The organism is Micromonospora arborensis, from assembly GCF_003205615.1.
GTDB classification, from domain to species: Bacteria; Actinomycetota; Actinomycetes; order Mycobacteriales; family Micromonosporaceae; genus Micromonospora; species Micromonospora arborensis.
Window position 1 is genome coordinate 135,911 of sequence record NZ_PYBV01000002.1, and the last position, 22,803, is coordinate 158,713.

The window sequence follows — 22,803 nt, forward strand, 5'->3', positions numbered from 1 at the left end:
ACGGGAGTCGCGTCACACCGGGGTATGACGCCGGGATCAACCCCTGGTGGCACGCCTGGCGGGGGTGCCGGCCCGTAGCCTCCCGATGGTGAACCGGCAACCGATCGCCGCGGCCCTGCGGGCGCTGCGGCAGACCCTTCTCGGCCGGGACGCCCCGCCCGGCCGACCGCTGCTGGCCCGCTGGCCCCGGCTGGCCCGTTACGCCGCCCCGGCCGGGCTGCTCGCCGCGCTCGGCCTCTTCTGGATCACGCTGACCGTGGAGAGCGACTGGGGGCTGCCGCCGCCGATCGCGGTGCTGTTCGCGGCGATGACCGTGGCGCCACTGCTGGCGCTGCCCCGGCGTCCTCTGCTGGCCTGGCGGCTGGGCTTGCTGGCCCTGCTGGTGTGCACGTTCAACGCGCCGGACGACCAGGCCTGGCCGTGGACCCCACCGCTGGCGCTCGGGTCGGTCGTGGTGGCCGCGGTGGTCTTCGCGCGGGTCGATCGGCCGGTGCTGGGGTGGCTGGTGACCATCAGCACGGTGCCGGTGCTCACCCTGATCGACGCCGAGAATCGGGCCGCCGTCCTAGCGCTGCTCGGCGCGCTGGCGATCGTCGGTGACCTGATCCGACGCAACCGGTTGTCCCGGCACGCACTGGCCGCGCAGACCGAGCTGAACGAGCGGGAGCAGGAGCGCCGCGCGGTGCTGGAGGAACGCACCCGGATCGCCCGTGAGATGCACGACGTGGTGGCGCACCACATGTCGCTGATCGCCGTGCAGGCCGAGACGGCCCCGTACCGGCTGACCGACGTGTCGGCGCCGGCAGCCGCCGAGTTCGTCGCCATCGCCGGCTCGGCCCGCGACGCGCTGACCGACATGCGGCGGCTGTTGGGGGTGCTGCGCAGCGAGTCCGCCGGCCCGCAGATCGCCCCGCAGCCCGACCTGGGCGACCTGGGCGCGATGGTGGACACGGCACGCCGGGCCGGCCTGCCGGTGACCCTGGACGCCGGGCCGGTGGACGACGGGCAGGTGCCCGCGCCGGTCGGGCTGGCCGCGTACCGCATCGTGCAGGAGGGCCTGGCCAACGCGGCCCGGCACGCCGCCGGCGCCGCGGTGCACGTCACCGTCCGTCGCGGCCGGTCCACCCTGACGGTACGCGTGCATAACGCGCCTCCCGACGACGTGCGCGCCCCGCACACCGAGGCCGGCGCCGGGCACGGGCTGACCGGTATGCGGGAGCGGGCCACCTCGCTGGGCGGTACGTTCACCGCCGGGCCACTGCCCGACGGGGGTTACGCGGTGGCGGCCGAACTGCCGTACGACGTGGAGGGCGGGGACCGATGATCCGGGTGCTGATCGCCGACGACCAGGCGATGGTCCGGCAGGGCTTCGGTGCGCTGCTCGCCGCCCAACCGGACCTGCTGGTGGTGGGGGACGCCGCCGACGGCGCGCAGGCCGTCGAGGCCACTCGCCGGCTCGACCCGGACGTGGTGCTGATGGACGTGCGGATGCCGGTGCTGGACGGGTTGGCCGCCACCCGCAAGCTGCTCGGTGACCGGTCGGCGCAGCGACCCCGGGTGCTCATCCTCACCACCTTCGACCTGGACGACTACGTGTACGAGGCGCTGCGCGCCGGGGCCAGCGGCTTCCTGCTCAAGGACGCCCCGGCGGCCGATCTGGTGCAGGCGGTGCGCGTGGTGGCGGCCGGGGAGGCGCTGCTCGCCCCGGCGGTCACCCGCCGGCTGATCGCCGAGTTCGCGGCCCGCCCGGACCGCCGCCGGCCGCGCCCCACCGACCTGGCCGGGCTCACTCCGCGGGAGACCGAGGTGTTGCGGTTGATCGCCCGGGGCCGCAACAACACCGAGATCGCGGGTGACCTGGTGGTGGCCGAGCAGACCGTGAAGACGCACGTCGGGCGGATCCTGGCCAAGCTGGGGCTGCGCGACCGGGCCCAGGCCGTGGTGCTGGCGTACGAGACGGGTCTGGTGGCCGCGGGCGAGTAGCCCCGTGGGGGTAGCCCGCAGACGGCTCCCCGGGACGACGACCGAGCACCGCCCACTCGCGCACTGTGCCTCCGGACACCATTCCGGAGGGAGCACGTGATGCGACGACGAGGTGCCAGCCGTCTGGCCATGGCCGCGCTGCTCGGCGTGAACCTGGTTCTGCCGACCCGACCCGAGCCGGTCGCTGCGGCCGGGTTCGTCGAGGCGTACCCGGTCACCGAGGCGGCGATGCGCGCGGCCGGCCCCCCGTACGCGGACTGGGCCGCCGACGGGCGTCGTTTCCTGATGTTCGACCCGCGGGGCGACGGCCGGGCGGTCGAGGTGCTCGGCGACCTGGCCGGCGCGGATCGGGTAGCGGTGCTGGTGCCGGGGGTGGGCAGTACCCTGGCCGACTTCGACCGGGGGTTGGGCGGGGTGGCCCGCCGGGCCCCGGCGGTGCAGGCCGGGCAGCTCTACCAGGAGTTGCGGGCGACCGACCCGGCGGCGGGGGTCGCGGTGCTGGCCTGGCTCGGCTACGACCCGCCCGACGGGGCGTGGACGGCTGCCGGCGGCGTCAGCGCCCGGCGGGGCGCGGCCGGGCTTGCCGTGCTGCTGCGGAAGCTGGCGCAGCGGCGTCCGACGGCGACGATCACGTTGGTCGGGCACAGCTACGGGGCACTGGTGGTGTCCCTGGCGGCGGCGGACGCCCCGGCCCAGGTGACCGACGTGGTCAGCCTCGGCGGTGTGGGCGCCGGGGTGCAGCGCGCAGCGGATCTGCCCGGTGGGCGGCGGTTCTGGGCGGCCGAGGCGCCGACCGACTGGATCCGGCGGGTGCCGCCGGTACGGCTGCCCGGCCTCGGCTTCGGCCGTCGCCCCGGCGACCCGGCGTTCGGTGCCCGACCCTTGCCGGTGGGCGGGGTGGCCGGGCACGACAGCTACCTCACGACGGGCAGCGCCACGCTTGTCGCGTTGGCGGCGGTCGTGCTGCACAGCGTCGACGCCGGCCGGATCGGAGACCCTCGGTGAACCGGGACCGTACCGTCGACGCGCTGCGGGCGTACGCCATCGGCGGGGTGGTGTTGGGGCACTGGCTGGTCACCGGGTTGGTGCTGACCGGCGATGGTGGGCTGCACCAGGCCAGCCCCCTCACGGCATTGCCGGGGCTGGCCCCGGTGACCTGGGTGTTGCAGACGCTCGGGTTGTTCTTCTTCACCGCCGGGTTCTCCTCGACCCGGTCGCTGGCCCGTCACTCCGGCGGTCCGGGCGGTTGGTTGGCCCGCCGGCTGCGCCGTCTGCTGCTGCCCATGGTGGCGCTGCTGGGGGTGGGCGCCGCGGTGTTGCTCGCCGCCACCGTCGCCGGGACGCCGGACGACATGCTCGCGGTCGCACTACGGCTCGCGGTCAGTCCCCTGTGGTTCCTGTTGCCGCTGGTGTTCCTGGTCGCGGTGACCGGCCCGCTGCGCTCCGCCGTACGCCGGTGGGGGGTGGCGCGCTGCGTCGCACCGGCGGTGGCCGTGGTCGCCGCGGCCGACCTGGCCCTGCGTCTCCTGCCGACCGGGGCCCACCTGCCACCGGTGACCGTGGTGGCGGCCTGGGCGGTGCCGTACCTGCTGGGCGTGGCGCACGCCGACGGGCGGTTGGTCGGCCGGCGCGCGGCGGGCGCCCTCGCGGGCGGCGGGGCCGCCGTGCTGACGGCGCTGCTGGCCGTGGGCTACCCGGTGAGCGCGGTCGGGGTGCCCGGAGCCGGGATCTCCAACCTGAACCCGCCGTCGCTGCTGGCCGTGGCGCTGGCGGTCACCCAGGTCGGGCTGGGGCTGCTCGCGTCGCCGGTGCTGGAACGGCTGCTGGCCCGGCCGTTGCCGGGTCGGTCGGTGACCGAGGTGAACCGGCACGCGGTCCGGATCTACCTCTGCCACCAGCCGGTGCTGGTGGCGGTGACCGCGCTCACCGCCCGCGGCGGGCTGGCCCTGCCGGGGCTGCACACCATGCCGGACGGCCTGGCCTGGGTGCTGGCGCGCTGCTGCTGGCTGCCACTGCTCGCCGCGGTGCTGGTCACGGTCGTGCGGATCGGCCAGCCGGCGGGTGGTCCGAGGGGGCGGCGCCGACCGGGCGGTGGAGGGGTCGTCGACCGGTCGGCCGAGTACGTCTCGTCGGCATCCCAGGTGTACGATCATCGACGTTCCGGCCCGCCCGACTTGCAGGAGGTGATCGCTGTGCGAGATAGCGATCCTCCCAGTCGTGGCCGGGCCGATGGTCAGCCCCGCTGAGCCACGACTCAGTCTGGTGAGCTGACCCCGCTCCGCTCCCCCACCACTTCGGCCCCTGCCGAGGTGAGTGTGCCGCGCCGTCCGACACCCGGACGGTCGCCGGGAGCCGCCCGGTCACGACTTCGTGTGCGCGTCCCCACCCCTGCGGTCCGCCCCCGCACGCGGACCGTCCTGCCGCCACTCGGAGCCGTCCATGAGCCGCTACGTCGCCCCGCTGGGCTTCACCCTCGCCGCCGTCTGGGTGGCCATCGTCTTCGTGCTGGCCGGCGGCGGTCACTGACCCGCCGCCGGCCAACGCTCAGCGCATTCGCTCGCCCGTCGCTCAGAGCATTCGGGACGACCACAGCAGGCTGAGCGCACCGGCGCAGAGCGCCAGCAGCAGCGCCAACCCGGCGTACCACTGGGTCACCTCGCGCGGCTCCGTACGGAAGCCGATCGAGCTGCCCATGTCCTGATAGACCTTCTTCAGCTCGCTCACCGAGGCCGCCTCGTAGAAGTAGCCCTCAGTCGTCTCGGCCAGCTCGGCCAGGGCCATCCGGTCCACCGGCACCCGCTGCAACTGCCCGCCGATGTCGACCTGGCCGGTGTCCGTACCGAACGCGATGGTGGAGACCGGGACGTTGGCCGCCTGCGCCGCCGCCGCCCCCTCCTCCACCGCCCGCCCGGAGGTGCGGAACCCGTCGGAGAGAAGAACGATCCGTGCCGGCGGGATGCCCGCCGCGCCGTCGGCCGGCACCGACCGGATCGCCTCCAGGCAGGTGAACACCGCCTCGCCGGTCGCGGTCGCCTCGGCCAGCACCAACCCGTCGATGGCACTGGTCACCGCGTCCCGGTCCTTGCCCGGCGGCACCAGCACGTTGGCCGCCTTCGCGAACGACACGAGGCCCAGGTTGTAGCTCTTGGGCAGCTCACTGACGAACTGCTTGGCCGCCTCCTGTGCCGCCTCCAGGCGGTTCGGCGCCACGTCGTCGGCCTGCATCGACAGCGACACGTCGATGGCGAGCATCACGGTGGCCCGCTCCAGCGGCTCCTTGGTGTCCACCGCCGGCCGGGCCAGTGCGGTGGCCAGCACCAGCAGGCAGAGCAGGAACGCGGTCGCCGGAACGTGCCGACGCCAGCCGAGCCCCTTCGGCGCCACCGTACGCAGCAGGTCCACGTTGGTGAACCGCATCGCGTACGCCCGGCGGTGCAGCTGCCGCCAGATGTAGAACGCGGCAAGGGCGAGCACCGGCAGCACAGCCAGCAGCCACCACGGTTGCATGAAACGGATCATCGTGTCGTCCCCCGGGTGCGGGCGTGCCGCTGCGCGGCCACGAATCGCACCATGTCCAGCAGCCAGTCTCGGTCGGTACGCAGACGCAGGTGGGCCGCGCCGGCGCCACGCAGGGCGGCGGCGATCGTGGCCCGTTGGGCGGCCGCGGCGTCGGCGTAGCGCTGCCGCAGCCGCGGGTCGGCGGTCTGCACCTCGTGCAGCTCGCCGCTCTCCGGGTCGACCACCGGCAACACGCCCACGTCGGGCAACTCCAGCTCGCGCGGGTCGATCACCTCGATCGCCAGCACGTCGTGGCGGACCCGCAGCTTGCGCATCGGCCGGGCCCACTGCTCGGCCGGCGCGAGGAAGTCCGAGATCACCACGACCACCCCGCGCCGGCGGGGCGGACGGTTGAGCATCTCGATCAGGGCGCCCAGGTCACCACGGCCAGGCTGGATGGTGGTGCCGGCGACGGTACGCAGCAGGCCCTGCGCTTCCTTGCGGCCGGAGCGGGCCGGCAGCCGGGTGAGCACGCCCGGCCCGGCCGGCGGTGCTGCTCCTCCGCGCCAGCGTCGAGCCGGGGCGGACAGGCCGCCGCCGGTGCCGATCACCGCGCCGATCCGGTTGCCGCCGCGCACGGTCAGGTGGGTGATGGCGGCCGCCGCTGCCACCACCACCTCCCGCTTGAGCCACTGCCCGGTGCCGAAGTCCAGACTGGCGGAGAGATCCAGGGCGAGCCAGGTCTCCAACTCCCGGTCGGCGACCGTACGCCGCACGTGCGGTGTCGTGGTCCGTGCGGTGACCGGCCAGTCCATCCGGCGCACGTCGTCGCCGGGGCGGTACTCCCGGGACTCCCCCGCCTCGCTGCCCGGCCCGGGCAGCAGGCCGGCGTAGTCGCCCTGCAGCAGACCGTCGAGCTTGCGGGTGACGAGCAACTGCAGTCGGGACAGCACGGCCTCGCTGCGGTCGGGGGCGGGACGAGGGGTGGGTGAGGTCACGGGCGCTGCCCGGGCCAGCCAGCGCCCGGCGGCGGCGTGGTCGACGGGGTGGCCTGCTGCCGGGGCGCGACCGCCGGGAGGGGAATCGTCGACATCACCCGGTGCACGATGTGGTCGGCGGGCACGTCGTCGGCGAGCGCGTCGTAGCTGAGCACCAACCGGTGCCGCAGGATGTCCGGCGCGATGTCCTGCACGTCCTGCGGCAGGGCGTAGTCGCGCCCGCGCAGCAGCGCCAGCGCACGCGTCGCCCGGACCAGACCGAGCGAGGCGCGCGGGCTGGCCCCGTACTGGATCAGTTGCGCGACGTCCGGCATGCCGTGCTCGGCGGGAGCGCGGGTCGCCAACACCAACCGGACCGCGTAGTCGACCAGGGCGTTGTGCACGAAGACCTGGTCCGCCTTGCGTTGCAGGGCGATCAGCTCGGGTGTGTCGAAGACCGCGCTCGGCTCGGGCGCGGCCACACCCATCCGGTAGACGATCTCGCGTTCCTCCGCGTCGGTCGGGTAGCCCACCACGATCTTCATGAGGAACCGGTCCCGCTGCGCCTCCGGCAGCGGGTAGACGCCTTCCTGCTCGATCGGGTTCTGGGTGGCCATCACCAGGAACGGGTCGGGCACCCGGTGGCTCTCGCCGCCGATGGACACCTGCCGTTCGCTCATCACCTCGAGCAGCGCGGACTGCACCTTCGCCGGAGCCCGGTTGATTTCGTCGGCGAGCAGGAAGTTGACGAAGACCGGGCCCAGCTCGACGTCGAACTTCTCGCTCGACTGCCGGTAGATCCGGGTGCCCATGATGTCTGCGGGCACCAGGTCCGGGGTGAACTGCACCCGGGCGAAGGATCCGCCGACAACCTTGGCGAGAGTCTCCACCGCCAGGGTCTTGGCGACCCCGGGAACCCCTTCGAGCAGGCAGTGACCCCGGGCGAGCAGCGCGACGAACATCCGCTCCACCATTCGGTCCTGCCCGACGATCACACGTTTGATCTCGAACAGCGCCTTCTCCAGCAGGGTGGCATCCTGTGCGGGTGTGGTCACCGGCGCAGGTGTCTGCGGTGCCGCCCCGTTCGGCGTCGGGGCGTCGGGCATGGTCGGCTGGGCCACCGGTCCTCCACAGCGTTGGTCGGTCGTCGCGGCTGATGCGGTATCAAGACTCGCACGCCTTGCTGAGTGTCGAGGTGGGGAGAAGCCGATTTTCGCCGCGACGTCCTCAGCAGCCGAATCGCGCCTCACGGGTGTACATGGACCGGCCCACCGCGTGTACGATTCACCCCGTCGCCGGGCGGCTCCCCCCGTGGTCGCCCGGCGCTCAAGCTCTCCGTCCCGCCGCCCTAGACTGGCCGGGGTGAGCACCCCCTTCCCCGCCGACGAGGCCCTGGTCTGCTCGGCCCGGGGCTGCCGGGCCGCCGCTGTCTGGGCCCTGGAATGGAACAATCCCCGTCTGCACGACGCCGCTCGACGCAAGACCTGGTTGGCGTGCGCCGAGCACCGGACCAGCCTCGGTGACTTCCTGGACGCTCGCGGCTTCCTGCGTGCCGTCACTCCGGTGCCCGGATCGCCTACGCTCGACATGTGAGCACCCCCGGCGCCCCACCGCCTCTCGGACCCGACGCCTCGACGGCCGCGCCGGTGGCCTGGGGGCCGTTGGAGCCCTGGCCGAACACCGTCCACTGGCAGCCGATCTCCACCGACCTGATCTGGGTGGAGCTGATCCGGCTGGCGATCGTGGTCGCCATCGGGCTGGCCGGGACGGCAGTCGGCTGGGTGTTGAGCGACCACTGGTTGTTCGGGCTCGCCCTCGCGGTCGTGCTGCTGCTCGGCGTGTGGCGGGCGGTCGCGATCGTCCGCGCGGTGCGGGCCTGGGGGTACGCCGAGCGGGAGAACGACCTACTGGTCCGGCATGGGCTGCTGGTCCGCCGGCTCTCCATCGTGCCGTATTCGCGGATGCAGTTCGTCGACGTCAGCGCCGGGCCGTTGGAGCGCGCGTTCGACCTCGCCACCGTGCAGTTGCACACGGCCGCGGCAGCGAGCGACGCCCGGGTGCCCGGGCTGCGCCCGGCGGAGGCGTCCCGGCTACGCGATCGGCTCACCGCACTCGGCGAGGACCGGGCGGAGGGGCTGTGAGCGCCCGAGGCGGCGGCCACCGACCGTGCCGAGGGCCAGCCCGATGAGCGACCGCCCCGCCGAGCCGAGCACCGTGCCACCCGCGAGCCCGACGCCGCGCGAGCCGGTGCCGCCTGCCGACGCTGCACCGCACGGGCCGGTGCCGCCCATCGGCGCGGCAGCCTTCGAGCCGGTGCCGCCCGGCGCGGTGCCCCATGAGCCGGTGCCACCCCTCGGCGCGGTGCCCTACGAGCGCGTGCCGCCCGGGGCCGCCGCGCCGTGGCCGGCTCCCCCGGGCGGCGGCGAGGCCGAGCCGCGGCAGCGCCTGAATCCGCTCAGCCCGCTTCTGCACGGTGCCAAGTCCCTGTTCGTGGTGATCGCCGGGTTGTCCTGGTCGACGCTGTCCCGGGTGGGCTTCGGCTGGTTCGCCGCCATGGTGCTGGTGCTGGCGCTCGGCGCGACAGTGCTGTCGGTGATCAGCTGGTACAACACCGGCTACCACGTGGTGGGCCGCGAACTACGGGTGTACGAAGGGCTGCTCTGGCGGCGTACCCGGGCCATCCCGTTGGAGCGACTCCAGGCCGTCGAGGTGGTCCGGCCACTGCTCGCCCAGCTCACCGGCCTGGCCGAGCTGCGCCTGGAAGTGGTCGGCGGGGGCAAGACCGAGGCGCCCCTGGCGTACCTCGGGGTGGCCGACGCGGCCCGGCTGCGCGAGCGGCTGCTGGCGCTGGCCGGGCGGGTGACGCAGCCGATCGTGCCGGGCTACGCGGCGCCCGCGGTGGTCCCGGTCCCGGGGGCGGCGGCGCCACCGACGACCACGCCGGGCCGGCCACTGCACGCGGTACGCAACCAGAACCTGCTGATCAGCCAACTGCTCACCCCACAGGCGTTCCTGCTTCCGTTCGGTGTGGCCTTCGTCGTGGTGCAGTTCCTCACCGCGGGGTCGTGGTCGTTCGTCGCGGTGGCGAGCACGCTGACCGCGATGGCCGGTGTGCTGCTGCAACCGGTGCGCCGGGTCCTCGACGACTGGAACTTCCGGCTGGCCCGCGACGACGGCACGCTGCGGGTGCACAACGGCCTGCTGGAGACCCGGGCGCAGACCGTGCCGTTGGCGCGGGTGCAGACCGTGCGGGCCACCTGGCCGCTGCTCTGGCGGGTGAACGGCTGGCTGCGGCTGCGCCTGGAGGTGGCCGGGTACTCCGTCGCGGAGGCCGACGACCGCAACCGGCCCGACCGGCTGCTGCCGGTCGGCGACCTGCCGACGGCGACGATGATCGTCGCCGAGGTGCTTGCAGGGGTACGCCTCGACGCGCTCACGCTGACCCCGCCGCCGCGCCGGACCCGTTGGCTGCATCCGCTGGGCCGCGACGCGTTCGGTGCGGGGCTGTTCGACCAGGTGTTCGTCACCCGGTCCGGGCGGCTCACCCGGCAGTTGGTGATCGTGCCGTACGCCCGCATCCAGAGCGTGCGGGTGGTCCAGGGCCCTCTTCAGCGCCGCCTGGGACTGGCCTCCGTGCACGCGGACACCGCAGGCGGATCCGGTGCCACAGCCCAGGACCGGGATCTGGCGGAGGCGTGGACCTTGGCCGCCGACCTAACCACCCGATCCCAAACCGCCCGCCACCCCACCTAACAGTGACCCCCACCCACCCTCCCTCCCCCCGCCCCGCCCCCGCCCCACCCATCCCCGCGTTGATCATGAGGTTATTGCCCTCCCGATCGGCGTGTCGGGGCAATAACCTCATGATCAACGGGGTGAAGGGCGGGGCGGGGGGCCGGGCGGAGGGGGTGGGGGTTAGTGGTCGGCGGGTTGTGGTGGGGGCGGGTGTTCTGCGGTCGTTGGTGGTTCGTGGGGGGTGGTGGACTGGTGCGGTAGTGCCCTGGCCGCTGGCGGCACCTCGGGCTTCGGGTGACGGGCCCGCCAGGCAACCCAACCGCGCTCCGCCAGGCCGACGACCAGGAAGGTCAGCCCCACGTACGCCCAGCCGACCAGCACGTCGATCACGTAGTGCTCACCCGAGTAGACCAGGGTGAAGGTCATCGCCAGCGGGTACGCGAGCAGCAGCGGCCACCAGCGGCGGCGGGTGCTGGTCAGGAAGAACAGCACCACGAACAACGCCCACGCGGTGTGCAGCGACGGCATCGCGGCGACCGGGTTGGAGGCCATCTGGCCGGCGTTGAGCACGTTGCCGGCGCCGTGCATGCCGAACGCCTTCCAGCCCCGGGTGGAGATCCGGGCGACCTCGGTGAGCAGCCCATTCTGCGCTGCCCACCAGGGCGGGGCGGCCGGGTAGACGAAGTAGGTGATCAGGCCGGCGGCGCAGAGGAAGCCCCAGCGCCGCATGTACGCCGCCCAGCGGCGCCGGTTACGCAGCCAGAGCACCGCGGCGGCGGTCAGCGCCACCACGAAGTGCGAGAAGTACACCCAGCTCGCCGCGATGTCCCACCAGTGCACCTGCGGGTGGTAGAGGTGCTGCTGCAACCAGATGGTGGGCACCTCGCCGCCGGTGGCCCAGCCGAACATGAACCGGTCGGCGACGATCAACTCCATGGCGTGCGGGGTGGCCCCGTTGTCGGCGAACCCGCGCGAGAGGTTGTACAGGGCGAACAGCAGCACCACCGGCACCCAGTCCCGAACGAAGCGCAGGTGACTGCGCCACGGCCGGTCGCTGTTCCAGGCGATTGTCGCGGCCCAGATCCAGACGAAGGCGTAGGTGGGGTCGGTGGGCAGCCCGATGGCCAGCCAGGCGGCGAGGAAGGCAACCGCCCAGATGCTCATGGCGACGACACGCCGACGGCCCCCGTCGGCGGACGCGGGCGGGTCGGTCCGGGCGGGGGGCTGGGGGTCAGTCACGACGGCCATCGTCGTCAAGGTTAACGACGGGTATGGCATCGACCGACGGGGACCACCCGGCGAAGCCGTGCACAGGTGCCCGGATCCTCGGGCGCGTGTTCGGCGGGCTCGGCGAGCACCTAGGCTGACGACCATGCAGGAGCAGCCCGAGACGGCCTTCGCGCCGGGCCTGACCGCCCAGGTCGAGTTGACCGTCACCGACGCGGATACCGCCCAGGCGGTCGGTTCGGGGGACGTACCGGTGCTGGGCACGCCCCGGGTGCTCGCGCTGGCCGAGGCGGCCACCGTCGCGGCGACGGCGACGGGGATGCCGCCCGGGTCGACGACCGTGGGGACGCGCGTCGAGCTGGAGCACCTGGCGCCGACCGTGGTCGGCCGGACCGTCCGGGCGCAGGCCCTGCTGGCGACGGTCGACGGTCGCCGACTGTCGTTCGAGGTCACCGTCAGCGACGGCGACCAGACGGTGGCCCGGGGTCGAGTGGACCGGATCCTGGTGGACCGGCAACGCTTCGTCGAACGCGCCGGGCGGGCGTCGTGAACGCCGGCTTCGTCGAGGTCGCCGACCGGGTGCACGTGCTGCGCGAGCCGCTGTTGCGGGTCAACGTCACGCTGGTCGTCGGCGACGACGAGGCGCTACTGGTGGACACGCTCTCGTCGGCCGCCCAGGCCACCGTCCTGGCCACCGCCGTCCGGGCGGTCACCGACCGCCCGTTGACGCTTGTCAACACCCATCACCACTACGACCACTGTTTCGGCAACGCCGTCCTGGCCGGCGACCCGCCCCGCCCGGTGTACGCGCACGAGCTGGCCGCCGCGGCTCTACGCGCGGAGCCGGAGCGACTGCGCCGGGAGGCGTACGAGGAGGTGCGGACGGAGCACCCGGCGCTCGCCGCCGAGCTGGCCGACACCCCGCTGCTCGCTCCGACGCACACCGTGCAGATCGAGACGTCGCTGGACCTGGGTGGCCGGCGGGTGCTGTTGCGGCACCCGGGGCGGGGGCACACCGAGGCGGATCTGGTGGTGCATGTGCCGGACGCGGACGTGCTGATCGCCGGGGACCTGGTGGAGCAGAGCGGCCCGCCCGCCTTCGAGGACTCGTACCCCCTGCGGTGGCCGGACGCGGTCGCGGACCTGCTGCGGCTGACCACCGCGCGCACGGTGGTGGTGCCGGGCCACGGCGACCCGGTGGACGTCGAATTCGTCCGCGCCCAGCACGCCGAGCTGGTGCGGCTGGCCTGGCTGATCCGGGCCGCGCACACCGGGAGCGCGCCGCCGGAGCGGGTGGCCGCCGAGGCCCCCTTCGGAGCCCGCGCCGCCCTGATCGCCGCCCACCGCGGCTACGCAGAGCTCGACGGCGAGGCCTAGGCCCTAAGCGGCGAAGCGGCGCTCGACGGCGGCGCGGGTGGGCATGGCGGTGGCGCCGCCCGGGGACTCGCAGACCAGGCCCGCCACCCGCAGCGCGAACGCCACCCGCTCGACCCAGCCGCCCGGGTCGGTCGGTTCGCCGTCGCGCAGCAGGTCGGCGATGAGCGCGGCCATCACCGAGTCACCGGCACCGGTGGCGTCGATCGCGTTGACCTTCGGGGCCGGCACCCGGACCGGGTCGGCGTCGGCCGCGGCCAGCACCGCACCGGCCGCGCCGAGCGTCACCACCACCGTGGCGGCCCCCAACTCGCGCAGGTACGCCGCCACCCCCTCGACCGGTTCACCAGGGTAGAGCAGCCCGGCGTCGGCGGCGCTCAGTTTGACCAGGTGCGCGCCGGCGGCGAACTCGGCCACCACCTCGCGCAGCCCCTCCAACGCGGCCGGCCCGTTCAGCAGCCGGGGACGTACGTTCGGGTCGAAGACCCGCAGACCGGTGGCGAGCGACCAGGCGCGTCGGGCGGCGGCCAGCGTGCCGGGTTGGAGCAGCACGATCGAGCCGCAGTAGAGCACGTCGGCGCCCTCCAGCAGCGCGAGTTCCAGATCGTCGGGGCCGAGCAGGCCGTAGGAGGCCGGCTCGCCGTAGAAGCGGAAGTCGGGTTCCGGCCCGGCGTACGTGACCACCGCGAGCGTGGTCGGCGCCGGCACCGTGACCGCACCGGCCACCCCGACGTCGGCCTCGGTCAGGAAGGCGCGGATCCGCCCGCCCAGCACGTCGTCGCCGAGGGAGCCGACGAACTGTGCCGCACCGCCGAGTCGGGCCACCCCCACAGCGACGTTGAGCGGCCCACCGCCGATCGCCTGCCGGTAGACCCGTTCCCCGTCACGCTCGCTGTCGAGCAGGTCGACGAGCGCCTCGCCGAGCACCACCGCGTACCCCATGCCGATCCTCTCGTCGTCGCCAACCACCACCGGCCGCCGCACGCCGAGCCGATCGCCGTGCCCCCAGGCTGGCACAGCGCACGCCCCGGTGCGCGCCGAAGGCGGTGCACCAACGCGCTACCCCGGTCGGTGGATCGCCCCGTCGAGCGCAGCGAGGGGGCGACCGCTGCCGCCCCACCGGGCCGCGACGATCTGCGCGGCGACACTGACCGCGGTCTCCTCCGGTGTACGCCCACCGAGGTCCAACCCGATCGGGGAGGCGAGCCGGGCGAGTTGCTCCGCGTCGAGCCCCGCCTCGCGCAGCAGCTTGTGCCGCTCGTCGTGGGTGCGCCGCGAGCCCATCGCGCCGACGTACGCCAGCGGGTGGCGCAGCGCCAACTCCAGCAACGGCACGTCGAACTTCGGGTCGTGGGTGAGGACGCACACCACCGTCCGCCCGTCGACCCGGCCGGCGTCCACCTCCGTGCGCAGGTAGCGGTGCGGCCACTGCACCACCACCTCGTCCGCCTCGGGGAAGCGCCGTGCGGTGGTGAAGACCGGCCGGGCGTCGCAGACGGTGACCCGGTAGCCGAGGAACGCGCCGATCCGGGCCACTGCGGCGGCGAAGTCGATCGCCCCGAAGACGATCATCCGTGGTGGGGTGGCGTACGCGGTCACGAAGAGGCTGACGCCGCTGCCGCGCCGCTGCCCGTGGTAGCCGTACCGGAGCACCCCGCTGTGCCCGGCGGTGAGCAGTCCGAGGGCGTCGACGCCTGCGGCGGCGTCGAGCCGGTCGTCACCCAGCGAGCCGATCGACCGCTGGCCGGTCAGCACCAGCCGCCGACCCAACCGCCGAGCCGGATCGGTCGGCACCGCGCCCGGTGGATCGCCGGCATCGGCGGCCACGCAGGCGACCACTGCCGCCGGTTGGCCGCCCCGGCGGGCGGCGGCGACGGCGTCCAGCTCCGGCAGGGCGCCGGCGTCGACGCGCTCCACGAACACGTCGAGGATGCCACCGCAGGTCAGACCCACGGCGTACGCGTCGTCGTCGCTGATGCCGTACCGGATCAGCTCGGCTGCGCCGGTGTTCAGCACCCGGCGGGACCGTTCGTAGAGGTCCGCCTCGACGCAGCCGCCGGAGACGCTGCCGGTGACCGTGCCGTCGACCGCCACCGCCATCGTCGCGCCGGGCGGTTGCGGCGCGGAGTGCCAGGTGGCCACGACGGTGGCCAGCGCGACCGGCTCGCCGGCGCGGCAACGGCGGTGCACCTCGTCGAACACGTCCGGCACCGGGCTGCCGCCTCTCCGTTCCGCCATCCCCGTACGCAGGATATGGCGTCCAACGGCGACCGGTGGGTCATCTCATTCATCGAGGAACGGCTATTGCGCTGCGGGCGTTCGGCATGGTGGGATGACGCGTACCGGGCGGTGCGAGGGCTGCGGCGCCGCCGGTTGCCGGGTTCGTCACACGCGAGGGCGCCGGTCCCTGACAGGACCGTTGATGGCACGCGTCCACCGGCTGGTCTTTCGCCGGGGCACGTCGCCGTGATCGTCGCACCGTTCACTTCAGCGGGGCGAGCAGGCCACGTCCCACCCGATTGTGGCGGGGCGGCTCGGGCGGCACGCCTCGCGAGTCAGGAGAACCCGTGAACCGTTCCCGTACGGCCGCGTTGCTCACTGCGGCCATGACCCTCGCGCTGGGCGCCGTCGCCCTGGCGTCCAGTCCCCAGCCGGCCGCCGCGCACGGCGCGGCGATGACCCCGGGCAGCCGTACCTACCTGTGCTGGCAGGACGGCCGCAGCCAGACCGGTGAGATCAGGCCGAACAACCCCGCGTGCTCCGCCGCGGTGGCGCAGAGCGGGGCGAACTCGCTCTACAACTGGTTCAGCGTGCTGCGGTCCGACGCCGGCGGCCGGACCACCGGGTTCATCCCGGACGGGCAACTGTGCAGCGGCGGCAACACCGGCTACCGCGGCTACGACCTGCCCCGCACCGACTGGCCGCTGACCCACCTGACCTCCGGGTCGCGGTTGGACTTCAAGTACAGCAACTGGGCGCACCACCCGGGCACGTTCTACTTCTACGTGACCAAGGACAGTTGGAGCCCGACTCGCGCGCTGGCCTGGAGTGACCTTGAGGAGCCGTTCCTGACGGTGACCAACCCGCCGCAGCGCGGGGCGGTCGGCACCAACGACGGGCACTACTACTTCAGCGGCAACCTGCCGTCGGGCAAGAGTGGCCGGCACATCATCTACTCCCGCTGGGTGCGTTCGGACTCGCAGGAGAACTTCTTCGGCTGCTCCGACGTGACCTTCGACGGTGGCAACGGTCAGGTGACCGGGGTGGGCCCGGGCACCGGTTCGCCGTCGCCCGACCCGACCACCACCGCACCGCCGACGACCGCGCCGCCGACCACCGCGCCGCCGACGACCGCACCGCCGACCACCGCACCGCCGACCACCCCACCGCCGGGTGGCAGCGACTGCATGGCGGTCTACAGAGTGAGCAGCGCCTGGCAGGGTGGTTTCCAGGGCGAGGTCACGATCATGAACCACGGCAGTACGCCGTTCTCCGGCTGGACCGCGAGTTGGAGCTGGCCCAACGGGCAGTCGATAAGTCAGATCTGGGGTGCCACCCAGAGTTCGTCCGGCTCGTCGGTGACAGCGACGAACGTCGCCTACAACGGCACCGTCGCACCGGAGGGCACCACCACGTTCGGCTTCCTGGCCAGCACCACAGGAACAAACGGAATCCCGACGGTCACCTGCGCCCGCCGCTGAATCTCCACTAGTTGATCAAGAGGTTTGCGTCACCGGAACGACTCCGGATGACGCAAACCTCTTGATCAACAGGGTGTCAGCGGACCATGGAGCCGACCACCGGCTTCGTGAGCAGAGCCGACTGGTTGCGCTGGATGCCCGGGTCGAGGGTCTTCGCCACGAAGATGGCGTGCCAGATGCAGAAGATCAACACCGTCCACACCTTGCGGGAGTGGTCGGCCTCCTCCCGCTTGTGCTCGTCGAGCAGCCGCAGCGCGTACGACAGGTCGAGCAGGTCGCCCGCACCCGAGGTGCTCAGCACGTGCCGGGCCCACTCGTACATCTCGCCGCGCAGCCAGACCCGGGTGGGGGTCGGGAAGCCCAGCTTCTTGCGGTTGACGATGGCCGGCGGCACGACACCCTGCAACGCCTGGCGCATCGCGTACTTCGTGGCGTCGGAGCGCGGCGGCAGCTTCAGGTCGACCGGGATCTTCGCCGCGACGTCGAAGACGGCACGGTCGAGGAACGGCACCCGCACCTCCAGCGAGTGCGACATCGAGATCCGGTCGGCCTTGACCAGGATGTCGCCGCGCAGCCAGGTGTAGAGGTCGACGTACTGCATCTTGGTGACGTCGTCCAGCTCGGTGCACTCGGCGTAGATCGGGGCGGTGACGTCGGTGTAGCGCACCGAGGGGTCGTAGCGGCGCATCAGGTGCTGCTTCTCCTCCTCGGTGAACATCCGCGCGTTGCCGTAGTAGCGCTCCTCGATCGGGGTGGTGCCGCGCTCCAGGAAGCTCTTGCCCTTGACCCCCTGCGGGATCGCCTTGGAGACCGCGCGCAGGCCCTTCTGCACCCCGCCGGGCAGACCGTTGACGGTGCCCAACGACAGCGGCTCCCGGTAGATGGTGTAGCCGCCGAAGAACTCGTCGGCGCCCTCGCCGGAGAGCACCACCGTGACATGCTCGGCGGCCTTCTTGGCCACGAAGTAGAGCGGCACCAACGCCGGGTCGGCCACCGGGTCGTCCAGGTGCCAGACGATCTTCGGCAGCGCCTCGATCATGTCCTGCGGACCGATCTTGGTGGGGATGGTGGTGACGTCCAGGTGCCGGGCCGACTCCTGGGCGACGTCGATCTCCGAATAACCCGGTACGTCGTAGCCGACCGTGAACGTGAGGATGTTCGGGTTGAACTCCCGGGCCAGCGCGACCACCGCGGTGGAGTCGATGCCGCTGGACAGGAACGAACCGACCGGGACGTCGGAGCGCATGTGCATGCGCACGCTCTCCCGCAGCGTCTCCCGGATCTCGTGGTACAGCTTCTGCTCGTCGTCGACGGGCGCCGGCCGGAACACCGGCCGATACCACCGCCGTACGTCGATCCGCCCGCCCGGGGTCCAGTTCAGGTACTCCCCGGAGCCGATCCGGCTGATGCCCTTGTGCAGCGTGCCGGGCTCGGGGACGTACTGCAGGGTCAGGTAGTGGCTCAGGTTGGCCGTGTCGACGCCCGCGTCGCCCTGGTAGTTGCTGTGCGCGAACGGCAGCAGCGCCTTCTTCTCCGACGCCAGGTAGAGGCCGTCGGCGGTCTCCAGGTAGTGCATCGGCTTGATGCCGAAGTAGTCGCGGGCACCGAACGCGCGCCGCTCCTGCCGGTCCCAGATGACGAACGCGAACATGCCCCGCAGCCGGGTGAGCACCTGCTCGCCCCAGAAGTGGTAGCCCGCGACGATCACCTCACCGTCACCGGCGGTGGCGAACTGAGCGCCGAAGTCCCTGATCAACTCCTCGCGCAACTCGATGTAGTTGTAGATCTCACCGTTGAAGGTGAGCAGGTAACGGCCGTTCGCGTAGGGCAGCGGCTCGTGGCTCGACGCAACGTCGATGATGGCCAGCCGCTTGTGGGCGAACACGCCGTCCGCGTACCGGCCGGAGGCGTCGCCGACCACCTCGACCCCGGTCTCGTCGGGGCCGCGGTGGTGCAGGCATTCCAACGCTCCGGCGATGTGGTCGCGGTGCGCGGCGGCGTTGCCGTTCGCGCTGAAGAAGGCCAGAAGTCCGCACATGGTGGTCATCTTTCCACGCGCGCTGTCGGCCCGTCGCAGCCGTCCGTCGATCCGCCCGCCGGGGGCGTCACCGCGAACCGGGCGCGCGGTACCGTCGGGATCAGCAACGAAGCGGAGGGAGCGGCGCAATGACCGAGGGACAAACCGACGGTACGCCGACGGACGGCACGGAATCGCACGATCCGGACTTCCCGGAGGCGTTCCTGTCGTTCATGCGGCAGGGCTGGCGCGACACCGCGCTCCCCGTGTCGCCCCGGCCGGAGACGCCCAACTACGCCAAGCGGCGGGCGGCGCTCTCGGCGGCGTTCCCCGGCGAGACGCTGGTGATCCCCACCGGCACCGAGAAGGTCCGGGCCAACGACACCGACTACCCGTTCCGGCCGGGCAGTGACTTCGCCTACCTGACCGGCGACCACGACGCGGACAGCGTGCTGGTGCTGCGCCCGAACGGCTCAGGGCACGACGCGATGCTGTACATGCGGCCCCGCTCGTCCCGCGAGACCGACGAGTTCTTCCGCAGCCGCAACGGCGAGCTGTGGGTGGGCCGGCGGCACACGCTCAGTGAGAAGTCGACCGAGCTGGGCCTGCCCACCGCCGACCTGACCGGCCTGGAGGCGACCCTCGCCGACCTGGCGCCGGGGCGTACCCGGGTGTTGCGCGGGTTCGACGCCCAGGTGGACGCGGCCGTCCGCCCGTACGACGGTGCCCGCGCCGAGGGTCAGCCGGCCCGGGACCGGGAGCTGGCGATCGCCATCTCGGAGATGAAGCTGGTCAAGGACGAGTGGGAGATCGGCCAACTCCAGGACGCGATCGACGCCACCGTGCGCGGCTTCGAGGACGTGGCCCGGATCCTGCCGGCGGACCGCGCCGTCTCGGAGCGGCTGCTGGAGGGCGTCTTCGCGCTGCGGGCCCGCCACGACGGCAACGACGTCGGGTATGGCTCGATCGTCGGCGCCGGCGAGCACGCCACGATCCTGCACTGGGTGCACAACCACGGCGCCACCCGGCCGGGTGACCTGCTGCTGATGGACATGGGCGTCGAGGGCCGCAACCTCTACACCGCCGACGTGACCCGGGTGGTGCCGGTGAGCGGGCGGTTCACCGCCCTGCAACGCCAGGTCTACGACATCGTGTACGCCTCACAGCAGGCCGGCATCGAGGCGATTCGACCTGGTGTGAAGTTCAAGGACGTCCACCTGACCTGCATGCGGGTGCTCGCCGAGGGCCTGGCCGAGCTGGGTCTGCTGCCGGTGAGCGTGGACGAGGCGATGGACGAGAAGTCGACGGTCTACCGGCGGTGGACGCTGCACGGCTTCGGCCACATGCTCGGCATCGACGTGCACGACTGCTCGAACGCCCGTAAGGAGACGTACCGCGACGGCGCGCTGGGCGAGGGCTACGTGCTCACTGTCGAGCCGGGTCTGTACTTCCAGCCGGAGGACGAGCTGGTCCCCGCCGAGCTGCGCGGCGTCGGCATCCGGATCGAGGACGACGTGCTGGTCACCGCGACCGGCGCGGTGAACCTGTCGGCCGGGCTGCCGCGCACCTCCGACGAGGTGGAGACCTGGCTGGCCGAGCAGCGTGAGGCGGGCCCCCGCCTGCCCGGCTGACACCTGACGAACGACTGCCCCCGGCGAGGCCCTGGTCAACGTGCTGCGACGTTGACCGGGGCCTCGTCTGCGCCCACCCCTCGACAGCCCTCATGGGCGTGGCTGGCCCGGTCCACGGCCCGGCATCACCATGATCGACACCACCTCGGCGATGTCGCGCCATCAACCGCCCCAGATACCGCAACCTCGGCGACCTGGAGTGGATCATGTCGGCCCGGCCACGGCCGCGGCCACGGCCCGGCACGGCCCGGCACCGCACGGCGCGGCCACGGCCGCACCTCAACCCAGTTGAGTCAGCGTCCGTCCGCTGACCCACCGACCGGCACTGCCCGTCGGCCCCCGCCCGAACCCCGGGTAGCGAGGCTTCCGCATAGGGCATCCGTCAGCGTTTGTGCTGCTCACACCCCTTTCCGCCACCCCGAACCGGTTGCGCTTCCTAAGCTGGGCTGAGCCGAATGCGTGGTTATCTCAGATACGTCCGCATCGCGAAGATGGTTCTCATACGGTGGGGATCAGAGGCTGCAACCCATTTGTAGCTGGTCGTGACGCCTCGGGCGATGCGGCCCCGTCTGGTAGCAGGAAAGGGCGGAAGGCTCTGATGTCCAACGACGTAACGAGTACCGACGGCGGGGCCTCGACAGCTCCGCCGACACGACGACGGCGGGCGCTCTGGGTCGCCGGCGTCGCCGGGCTGACCGGTGTGGTCGGCCTGGCCGCATTGGGCGGTGTGGCCGCCCGGGACGACAAGCCCACCTCCAACCGGGCTTCCGACGCGCAGCCGTCGACCAACCAGCAGAACGTCAGCGACGCCGGTGGTGCGGACGACGGTGCCAAGAAGGACGGCGCCAAGGAGGACGGCGGTCCGGAAGGCGAGTGGAGCGGCGACGACTGGAGCGGCTTCGACGACCGGTCCGACAAGAACGGCAAGGACCAGAAGGACGGGAAGGACGAGAAGGACCGCGCCCGGCAGGTCCCGTGCGACACCGACAAGCTGATCCAGGAGATCGTGTTCGCCAACAACAAGCACGGCGGTGTGCTGGAGCTGGCCAAGGGCTGTACGTACAACCTGACCCGCAACGACTACCAGGGCAACGGCCTCCCGGTGATCACCGAGCGGATCACGCTCAAGGGTGAGCACACCACCATCGGTCGCGACGCCACCGCCGACTACTTCCGGATCCTCAACGTCGGCCCTGGCGGGGACCTCACCCTGCAGGGCCTGAGCATCAAGGGTGGCCAGACCCGTCAGCCCACGATGACCGCCGACCCGGCGACGGTCTGGGCGCCGTACTCGGCCCTGGTCCGCTCCACCGTGGCCAACACGGCAGCCAAGCCGGACGTCGCGGAAGCACCCGGGGGCAAGCCCGCCACGGCATCGAGTCCGGCGACAGCAGCCAAGGCCGCGACAGCGACAGCGGCAAAGCCCGCGGCAGCAGCCAAGCCGGCGGCAGCAGCCAAGCCCGCGGCGGAAGCCAAGCCGGCGGCGGAAGCCAAGCCCGCGGCGGAAGCCAAGCCGGCGGAAGCGACCAAGGCCACCACGACGGCAGCGAAGCCTGTGGTCGTGGCGGCGAAGCCGGCGGCGGTCGGGCCGGCGGTGGTGCCGCTGGTCGAGCAGCCCGGGTTCACCGACGGTGCCGGGGTGCTGGTGCAGCCCGGTGGTCGCGCGGAGATCCTGGACAGCGAGCTGCTCTACAACCAGTCCGGTGGCAACGGCGGCGGGTTGGCCAACTTCGGCAGCACCAGGCTCAGTAAGACGACAGTGGCGCACAACACCGCCTTCTTCTTCGGCGGCGGCATCTTCAACGCCGGTCTGCTCCAGGTCGACGAGTCGAAGATCAAGGACAACACCGGGATCATCGGCGGTGGCGGCATCTCCAACGGCGCGGCCGAGATCTTCACCGATGACGTCGACGGCGGCTCGGTCTGGGTCTACAAGAGCGAGATCACCGACAACGAGACGCTCGGCTTCGGCGGCGGCGTCCTGGACGTCGAGGGCACCACGACCCTGCACGAGACGACGGTCAGCGGCAACACCGCGGTGCTCGCCGGTGGCGGCGTGGCGGTGGCCGACAGCCAGCTCACTCTGAAGAACGCCACGGTGGTCAAGAACAGCACCGCCGGCGTGGGCGGCGGCGTGGCGGTCGCCTTCGACAGCGCCGCGACGATCGAGAACAGCAAGATCAAGGACAACACCGCGGGGTTCTTCGGTGCCGGTCTCTACAACGACGACAGCGTCACCACGGTGCGCGACAGCGAGGTGGCGGGCAACCGGGCCGTCGGCCCGTCCGGCAGCGGCGGCGGTATCTACAACACGGACGGCGGCGAGATCACCCTCCACCGGACGAAGGTGACGTACAACTTCGCCACCCTGCCGCCCGGTGGCATCTCCAACGGACTCTTCAGCTCCGTGAGACTGGACGACGAGTCTGCGGTGTCCGCCAACCGCCCCACCAACTGCCTGAACGTTCCCGGTTGCTTCTGACCGGAACGGGGTGGCTGATCCACATAGAGGGTGCGCCCCTCCGAGCCGGCGACGGCGCGGAGGGGCGTACCCGTTTTGGCTGGTCAACAGGGGTCGACGGCCGCATTGGGCGGCAGTGGGCCTGGCGGGGCGTCCCGGCCCCTCCGGATGGGACATGAACCGAATGCGGGGTTCTTTC

At 72.5% G+C, this 22,803-nt stretch carries 20 protein-coding genes; 13 read left to right on the forward strand and 7 right to left on the reverse strand.

Annotation, left to right across the window (positions count from 1 at the left end):
- The first annotated feature begins 88 nt into the window (after positions 1 to 88).
- The 5 genes from C7C45_RS01655 to C7C45_RS33845 all read left to right on the forward strand — a co-directional run bounded on the left by C7C45_RS01655 (position 89) and on the right by C7C45_RS33845 (position 4,509).
- Positions 89 to 1,324 (forward strand): sensor histidine kinase, encoded by a 1,236-nt coding sequence (locus C7C45_RS01655; protein ID WP_146247227.1) that lies wholly within the window; start codon positions 89 to 91, stop codon positions 1,322 to 1,324.
- Positions 1,321 to 1,983: a response regulator gene (locus C7C45_RS01660; protein WP_110561821.1), complete on the forward strand. Its 663-nt coding sequence runs from the start codon at positions 1,321 to 1,323 to the stop codon at positions 1,981 to 1,983. The genes C7C45_RS01655 and C7C45_RS01660 overlap by 4 nt, the downstream gene beginning before the upstream one ends.
- Positions 1,984 to 2,082: 99 nt before the next feature.
- A complete protein-coding gene (locus C7C45_RS01665) occupies positions 2,083 to 2,988 on the forward strand; it encodes an alpha/beta hydrolase (RefSeq protein ID WP_110561822.1) in 906 nt (301 codons plus the stop codon).
- Positions 2,985 to 4,229 (forward strand): acyltransferase family protein, encoded by a 1,245-nt coding sequence (locus C7C45_RS01670; RefSeq protein ID WP_110561823.1) that lies wholly within the window; start codon positions 2,985 to 2,987, stop codon positions 4,227 to 4,229. Before C7C45_RS01665 ends, C7C45_RS01670 begins: the two co-directional genes overlap by 4 nt.
- Positions 4,230 to 4,353: 124 nt before the next feature.
- On the forward strand, positions 4,354 to 4,509 hold the full coding sequence (locus C7C45_RS33845; protein ID WP_167454599.1) for a hypothetical protein: 156 nt from the start codon (positions 4,354 to 4,356) through the stop codon (positions 4,507 to 4,509).
- A gap of 42 nt (positions 4,510 to 4,551) precedes the next feature.
- Here C7C45_RS33845 and C7C45_RS01675 read toward each other — a convergent pair whose 3' ends face one another.
- From C7C45_RS01675 to C7C45_RS01685, 3 genes are read right to left on the reverse strand one after another with little or no spacing between them, the layout of a single operon-like run.
- Positions 4,552 to 5,502, reverse strand: coding sequence for a VWA domain-containing protein (locus C7C45_RS01675; RefSeq protein ID WP_110561824.1), 951 nt, complete (start codon positions 5,500 to 5,502; stop codon positions 4,552 to 4,554).
- Positions 5,499 to 6,497 (reverse strand): DUF58 domain-containing protein, encoded by a 999-nt coding sequence (locus C7C45_RS01680; protein WP_110561825.1) that lies wholly within the window; start codon positions 6,495 to 6,497, stop codon positions 5,499 to 5,501. The genes C7C45_RS01675 and C7C45_RS01680 overlap by 4 nt, the downstream gene beginning before the upstream one ends.
- The gene (locus C7C45_RS01685) at positions 6,476 to 7,579 is read right to left on the reverse strand and encodes an AAA family ATPase (protein ID WP_110561826.1); all 1,104 of its coding nucleotides are present in this window, start codon (positions 7,577 to 7,579) and stop codon (positions 6,476 to 6,478) included. Before C7C45_RS01685 ends, C7C45_RS01680 begins: the two co-directional genes overlap by 22 nt.
- A gap of 241 nt (positions 7,580 to 7,820) precedes the next feature.
- Here C7C45_RS01685 and C7C45_RS01690 point away from each other — a divergent pair, with 241 nt between their 5' ends.
- The 3 genes from C7C45_RS01690 to C7C45_RS01700 are packed head-to-tail and all read left to right on the forward strand — an operon-like array spanning position 7,821 to position 10,211.
- Entirely contained in the window at positions 7,821 to 8,051 is a 231-nt protein-coding gene (locus tag C7C45_RS01690; RefSeq protein WP_110561827.1) for a hypothetical protein, read from the forward strand.
- Positions 8,048 to 8,599: a PH domain-containing protein gene (locus C7C45_RS01695; RefSeq protein WP_425271102.1), complete on the forward strand. Its 552-nt coding sequence runs from the start codon at positions 8,048 to 8,050 to the stop codon at positions 8,597 to 8,599. Before C7C45_RS01690 ends, C7C45_RS01695 begins: the two co-directional genes overlap by 4 nt.
- Positions 8,600 to 8,642: 43 nt before the next feature.
- Positions 8,643 to 10,211: a PH domain-containing protein gene (locus C7C45_RS01700; protein WP_244200186.1), complete on the forward strand. Its 1,569-nt coding sequence runs from the start codon at positions 8,643 to 8,645 to the stop codon at positions 10,209 to 10,211.
- A 162-nt stretch (positions 10,212 to 10,373) separates the two neighbouring features.
- Here the strand turns inward: C7C45_RS01700 and C7C45_RS01705 are convergent, their stop codons facing one another.
- Positions 10,374 to 11,441, reverse strand: coding sequence for a phosphatase PAP2 family protein (locus C7C45_RS01705; RefSeq protein ID WP_244200187.1), 1,068 nt, complete (start codon positions 11,439 to 11,441; stop codon positions 10,374 to 10,376).
- Between the two features lie 124 nt (positions 11,442 to 11,565).
- Here C7C45_RS01705 and C7C45_RS01710 point away from each other — a divergent pair, with 124 nt between their 5' ends.
- The gene (locus tag C7C45_RS01710) at positions 11,566 to 11,970 is read left to right on the forward strand and encodes a thioesterase family protein (RefSeq protein WP_110561828.1); all 405 of its coding nucleotides are present in this window, start codon (positions 11,566 to 11,568) and stop codon (positions 11,968 to 11,970) included.
- Entirely contained in the window at positions 11,967 to 12,797 is an 831-nt protein-coding gene (locus tag C7C45_RS01715; protein ID WP_110561829.1) for an MBL fold metallo-hydrolase, read from the forward strand. Before C7C45_RS01710 ends, C7C45_RS01715 begins: the two co-directional genes overlap by 4 nt.
- A gap of 3 nt (positions 12,798 to 12,800) precedes the next feature.
- On the opposite strand, the gene C7C45_RS01720 is transcribed toward C7C45_RS01715, so the two are convergent.
- The gene (locus C7C45_RS01720; protein WP_110561857.1) at positions 12,801 to 13,736 is read right to left on the reverse strand and encodes a carbohydrate kinase family protein; all 936 of its coding nucleotides are present in this window, start codon (positions 13,734 to 13,736) and stop codon (positions 12,801 to 12,803) included.
- Positions 13,737 to 13,853: 117 nt separating this feature from the next.
- Entirely contained in the window at positions 13,854 to 15,032 is a 1,179-nt protein-coding gene (locus C7C45_RS01725) for an XdhC family protein (protein ID WP_208641031.1), read from the reverse strand.
- Between the two features lie 368 nt (positions 15,033 to 15,400).
- On the opposite strand from C7C45_RS01725, the gene C7C45_RS01730 reads away from it, so the two are divergent.
- A complete protein-coding gene (locus C7C45_RS01730) occupies positions 15,401 to 16,495 on the forward strand; it encodes a lytic polysaccharide monooxygenase (protein ID WP_110561830.1) in 1,095 nt (364 codons plus the stop codon).
- 76 nt (positions 16,496 to 16,571) lie between these two features.
- Here the strand turns inward: C7C45_RS01730 and asnB are convergent, their stop codons facing one another.
- Positions 16,572 to 18,533: an asparagine synthase (glutamine-hydrolyzing) gene (asnB, locus tag C7C45_RS01735; protein WP_110561859.1), complete on the reverse strand. Its 1,962-nt coding sequence runs from the start codon at positions 18,531 to 18,533 to the stop codon at positions 16,572 to 16,574.
- Positions 18,534 to 18,661: 128 nt separating this feature from the next.
- Between asnB and C7C45_RS01740 the strand changes: the two genes are divergently transcribed.
- Together C7C45_RS01740 and C7C45_RS33460 are read left to right on the forward strand one after the other, a co-directional pair.
- Complete coding sequence (locus tag C7C45_RS01740) at positions 18,662 to 20,143, forward strand: aminopeptidase P family protein (protein ID WP_110561831.1); 1,482 nt, start codon at positions 18,662 to 18,664, stop codon at positions 20,141 to 20,143.
- Positions 20,144 to 20,741: 598 nt separating this feature from the next.
- Positions 20,742 to 22,625, forward strand: a complete 1,884-nt coding sequence (locus C7C45_RS33460) for a right-handed parallel beta-helix repeat-containing protein (protein WP_146247228.1) — start codon at positions 20,742 to 20,744, stop codon at positions 22,623 to 22,625.
- Positions 22,626 to 22,803 lie beyond the last annotated feature (178 nt).